The organism is Achromobacter sp. DMS1, from assembly GCF_001270295.1.
In genome coordinates this window covers 1-5081 of record NZ_LHSJ01000286.1, presented here as the reverse complement: position 1 = coordinate 5081, position 5081 = coordinate 1, and the positions used below count along the sequence as shown (strand labels likewise).

Sequence of the window (5081 nt, the reverse complement as noted above, 5' to 3'; positions counted from 1 at the left end):
CCGGCGGGGCTCGGCCCCGGCCGCTCCAATAACGAAAACCCCGCCCGGATGGGCGGGGCGGGGTCGCGGGCCGGCAGGCTTACTTGACGACCTGCGCGGCGGACTTCAGGAGCGCGTCGGACAGCGTGACGCCCTGCTTGGCGGCCGCGCCCGGGTTCACGTAGAGCTCCAGCTTGGAGATGGTTTCCGAGGGAATGGCGCCGGGCTTCTCGCCCTTCAGGATGCGCGCCACCACCTTGCCGGTCTGCATGCCCAGGTCGTGGTAGTTGATGCCCAGGGCAGCGATGGCGCCGCGCTTGACGCTGTCGGTGTCCGAGGCGATGAGCGGGATCTTGGCGTCGTTGCCCACTTTCACCAGCGACTCGTAGGCCGAGACCACATTGTTGTCGGTGTTGGTGTAGATGACGTCGACCTTGCCAATCAGGCTGCGCGCGGCCGAGGCCACGTCCACCGAGCGCGGCGCGGCCGCCTCGACCAGGCTCATGCCCGACTTGGGCAGCAGGTCCTGGAGCTGCTTGACCACCACCACGGAGTTGGCCTCGCCGGGGTTGTAGACCATGCCCACCCGTTTGGCGTTGGGCACGACTTTCTTGATGAGGTCGATCTGCTTGTCCAGGGCCAGCAGGTCGGACACGCCGGTGACGTTGGTGCCCGAGGGCTCCATGCTCTTGACGAGCTGGGCAGCCACCGGATCGGTGACGGCCGAGTACACCACGGGCACGTCCTTGGTCGCCGCGACCACGGCCTGCGCCGACGGCGTGGCGATGGCGACGATGACGTCGGGGCGGTCGCCCACGAACTTGCGGGCGATCTGGGCAGCGGTGCCGTTGTTGCCCTGCGCGCTCTGGTACTGCCACTTCAGGTTCTTGCCCGCCTCGTAGCCGGCCTGCTTGAGGGCGTCCTTGACGCCGTCGCGCACCGCGTCAAGCGCCGGGTGCTCCACGATGGCGGTGACCGCCACGGATTTCTGCTGCGCCACGGCCGGCGCGCCGATCGCCAGCGCCAGCGCCATGGCGCCGGCCGTCAGAAAATGTTTTTTTCCGATCAGCATAGGTAAGCTCCTTGAACCTGGTATGTTCATTGCTCGTTGTTTGATGTTATGGCGGCGGAGCCGGCTTCCCGGCGCTGCGGCCCGCCATAAAGCCGTATAGTCTAACTTGTCGCCGGCGCGACCGCGTCGGGGGAAATCCCTGAAATGGTGCATGTCGCCCCGCAACGGCGCGGCCGCACCCGGCCGTCACTTCCCGGACCGGACGCGGGCGGGCCGCCCGCCGTCCCGCCCTCCTACGGAGCATCCGCCATGAAGCAACGCGCACTGGGCCGTTCCGGCCTGCACATTCCTCCCCTGGTTTTCGGCGGCAACGTCTTCGGCTGGACCGTCGACGAAGCCGGCTCCTTCTCGCTGCTGGACGCGCTGGTGGACGCCGGGCTCAACTTCATCGACACCGCCGACGTGTATTCGCGCTGGGCCTCCGGCAACCAGGGCGGCGAATCCGAAACCCTGATCGGCAAGTGGCTCAAGCGCACCGGCAAGCGCGACCGCGTGCTGCTGGCCACCAAGGTCGGCATGGAAATGGGGCCCGACGCCAAGGGCCTGTCGCCCGCCTACATCCGCCGCGCCCTGGACGATTCGTTGCGGCGGCTCCAGACCGACTACGTGGACCTGTACCAGTCCCACGCCGACGATCCCGACACGCCGCTTACCGACACCCTGGGCGAATACGCCCGCCAGATCGAGGCCGGCCGGGTGCGCGCCATCGGCGCATCGAACTACAGCGCGGTGCGCCTGTCCGAGGCGCTGATCACGAGCGAGCGCCACAACCTGCCCCGCTATGAGAGCATCCAGCCCGAATACAACCTCTACGCGCGCGAGCCCTTCGAATCCGGCCTGCAGGCCCTCGTGAAGGCGCAAGACCTGGGCGCCATCAGCTACTACGCGCTGGCCAGCGGCTTTCTCACGGGCAAATACCGCAGCGCCGCCGACGCCGGCAAGAGCCGCCGCGGCAGGAAGATCGTGGAAACCTACCTGAACGAGCGCGGGCTGCGCATTCTCAAGGCGCTGGACGAGGTGGCCGAGGACGCCGGCTGCACGCCGGCCCAGGCGGCGCTGGCCTGGGAGATCGCGCAGCCGGGCATCACCGCCCCCATCGTCAGCGCCACCACGCTGGTGCTGTTGGACGAACTGGTCAAGGCGGCCACGCTGGAGCTCAGCCGCGACCAGCTGGCCCCGGCTCAGCCAGGCCAGCCGAATGGCGCTGAGGCGGCGCGCGCGCGCCGCGCCGACGCAGCGCGTCGCGCCGCGCGGGCTGGCGCCCACCTGGATCCACCGGCCCAGGTCCGCGTCATGGCCGGCGGCCGGCGCGTCGCGTTCACCAGGTCCACCACGTAGCGGTCGACGGCCGGAGCCACGTGCAGGGCCTGGGCTTCCGCCCGGCAGGCGAACAAGGTTTCCTGCGAGAGCGGCGCCGGCCCGCCCTGCGCCGTCTTGTCCGCGCCGCCGCGCAGGAGCTCCAGCATGGCCATCTCGTCTTCGGCGTCCGGATAGTCGAGCCGGATTTTCATGAGGAAGCGGTCCATCTGCGCCTCGGGCAAGGGATACGTGCCCTCCTGCTCGATCGGATTCTGCGTCGCCAGCACCATGAAGAGCGCCGGCATGCGATGCGTGACGCCGCCGACCGTGATCTGCCGCTCTTCCATGGCTTCCAGCAAGGCCGACTGCACCTTGGCCGGCGCGCGGTTGATCTCGTCGGCCAGGATGAGGTTGCCGAAGAGCGGCCCTTGCTGGAACTCGATGCGGTGCCGCCCCTGTTCGTCCTGCCGCAGGATTTCCGCGCCCGTGATGTCCGAGGGCAGCAGGTCCGGCGTGAACTGGATGCGGCTCATCTCGGCCATCAGGTGCGACGACAGCGCCTTGACGGTGCGGGTCTTGGCCAGCCCGGGCAGGCTTTCGAGCAGCACGTGGCCGTCGGCCACCAGCGCCACGAGGATCAGCCGGATCGCCGCCGGCTGCCCCAGCACAGACTCGGATACCGCCTTCTCCAGCAATAGCACGCCTTCGCGATTCGCCATGCCCCTTTCCTTGTGACGCGCGTTTGCGAACACGCCGCCCCGCCGGGCCGGCGCCAGGTTTCAGCGGCTGGCGACGCTGCCCTTGCGGGCCTGCGCCAGCTTCCACTGTTCAGGCGTCATCACCGTGCGGAAACCCAGGTGCGACATGCTGTTCAGCGGATCGGTGCCGCGCCGGGCGCTGGCGCGATAGCTGATGCAATAGGTATCGCTGCAAAGAAAAGAACCGCCCCGGGTCACGCGTTTCGGGGCCGACGCCGGCACGTTGCCGTCGTCGGGGTCGTAGCTGTCGGCCGGGCCCTTGGGGTCTTGCGGCGGCTCGCGGTACTGCGCCTGCGTGCTGAAGGCGTCGGCGCGGTACCAGTCGGCCGTCCACTGCCATACGTTGCCCGCCATGTCGTAAAGGCCGTAGCCGTTGGGCGGATACGTGCCCACGGCAGTGGTGCCGACCTGGATCTTCTCGTCTTTCACCACGGGAAACGGCTGTTGCTGCTGGGTGTCCCAGATATTGGCCATGGGCTTGCCCTGGGGTTCGAATTCATTGCCCCAGATGTAGGTGGCCTGCTCCAGGCCGCCGCGCGCGGCGTACTCCCATTCGGCTTCGGTCGGCAGGCGCTTGCCGGCCCACTTGGCGTAGGCCTGCGCATCTTGGTACGACACCTGCACGACGGGATGGTCGTCCTTGCCCTCGATGCTGCTGCCCGGCCCCTGGGGGTGCCGCCAGTCGGCGCCCGGCACGTAGCGCCACCAGCGCGAGTAATCGCGCAGCGAGACCTCGGTTTCGGTGCCCACGAACACCATGGCGCCGGGCACGAGCTGGCTGTCGTCGGGCCGCGGCGTGCCGGGCGGCAGCTGGGGCTGGAGATCTTCCCAGCGCGGCTTGCGCTCGGCGGTGGTGACGTAGCCGGTGGCCTCCACGAAACGCCGGAACTCGGCGTTGGTGACGTCGTGCACGTCCATCCAGAAACCGCTCAGGCGCACCGGATGCGCCGGCCTCTCGTTGGGCTGCGAGAGTTTGTGACTGTTGCCCATGAGGAATTGCGCGGAGGGAATCCAGGCCATGCCCGCCGGCCCGTTCCTGCCGTCGCCCACCTTGACCTGCGGCGGCCCCGCCGCCGAGGGCTTTGCCGCGACATAGGCGCCCGCCGCGACCGCGGCCGCGAGAATCGCGACCGACACCAATCCGACCTTCAGTTGCTGTTTCATGGACACCCGCTCCGAATTTGCTTGCAAAAACGGCACGCCTCCGATGAGGCGCGCGGGACAACTGCCTGGCTGATTGCGTCGGACTGAAACGTGTCGCGGATTTCACAACATGTCCGACGATTACAGAATAGCGGCAAATATTCCCTTTCACCACACTGTCCGGGACGGATTCTGGTAACTAAAAATACAACGCCCTGAGGCCGCTGTGCGGCAGCACGTTGCGGAACGCGCGGCCGGTTCGTATTTCAGAATATTCTCAATCTGGGCCGAGTTTCGGAATTCTATGATCCGCCGCATGATCGCAGCGCTCCGCCCCTCCGACGCACCCAAGGCAACTGTCCCAGAACTTCCCCGATTCCTGCTGCATCTCTTCGCGGGCGCGCTCGTCGTCTGCATATTGGCCGGCACCGTGCTGGCCGCATACTGGATTTTCAGCGACGAAGTCTCCAAATACCGGCGGCGCATGAATGCCGCCGCCTACAACGCCCAGTTGTTCTTCGGCCAGCGCGAGGCCCTGCTGCGCTCGGTGGCCGCCTCCGCGGTGCGGGATGCGGAGGGCCGGCTGCCGCCCGGCCTCGCCGGCTCGAACCTGATCCGGGTCGCGCCGTTGCGGGCCGGCGGCCATGTCCGGGAAGAATGGGCCCTTATCCTCACCGCGCGCGACCGCGCCGAAGTGGCGCTGTTTCGCGCGCGCGTGGTGTACCTGTCCGCCCGGGACGCGGCCGCTCGGCGCCTGGAAGACGATCCGGACGCCGGAGAACCGCTGCCCGAGCATGTGGCGCGCTGGCTGGCGGGCGCGCTCGCCAGCC

The 5081-nt window shown here is 68.2% G+C and carries 3 protein-coding genes and 2 pseudogenes; 2 read left to right on the top strand and 3 right to left on the bottom strand.

The features are described from left to right. Nucleotides 1–79: 79 nt before the first annotated feature. Complete coding sequence (locus AD428_RS22585; RefSeq protein WP_053246660.1) at nt 80–1051, bottom strand: ABC transporter substrate-binding protein; 972 nt, start codon at nt 1049–1051, stop codon at nt 80–82. A 249-nt stretch (nt 1052–1300) separates the two neighbouring features. Between AD428_RS22585 and AD428_RS28600 the strand changes: the two genes are divergently transcribed. Then, nucleotides 1301–2389, top strand: coding sequence for an aldo/keto reductase (locus tag AD428_RS28600; RefSeq protein WP_235491078.1), 1089 nt, complete (start codon nt 1301–1303; stop codon nt 2387–2389). Between the two features lie 164 nt (nt 2390–2553). On the opposite strand, the pseudogene AD428_RS28595 reads toward AD428_RS28600, so the two are convergent. Then, nucleotides 2554–3069: pseudogene (locus AD428_RS28595) on the bottom strand (AAA family ATPase); the annotation flags it as partial. Nucleotides 3070–3129: 60 nt separating this feature from the next. Beyond that, nucleotides 3130–4272 (bottom strand): formylglycine-generating enzyme family protein, encoded by a 1143-nt coding sequence (locus AD428_RS22570; protein ID WP_053246659.1) that lies wholly within the window; start codon nt 4270–4272, stop codon nt 3130–3132. Between the two features lie 283 nt (nt 4273–4555). Between AD428_RS22570 and AD428_RS22565 the strand changes: the two are divergent. After that, nucleotides 4556–5081: pseudogene (locus AD428_RS22565) on the top strand (ATP-binding protein); the annotation flags it as partial.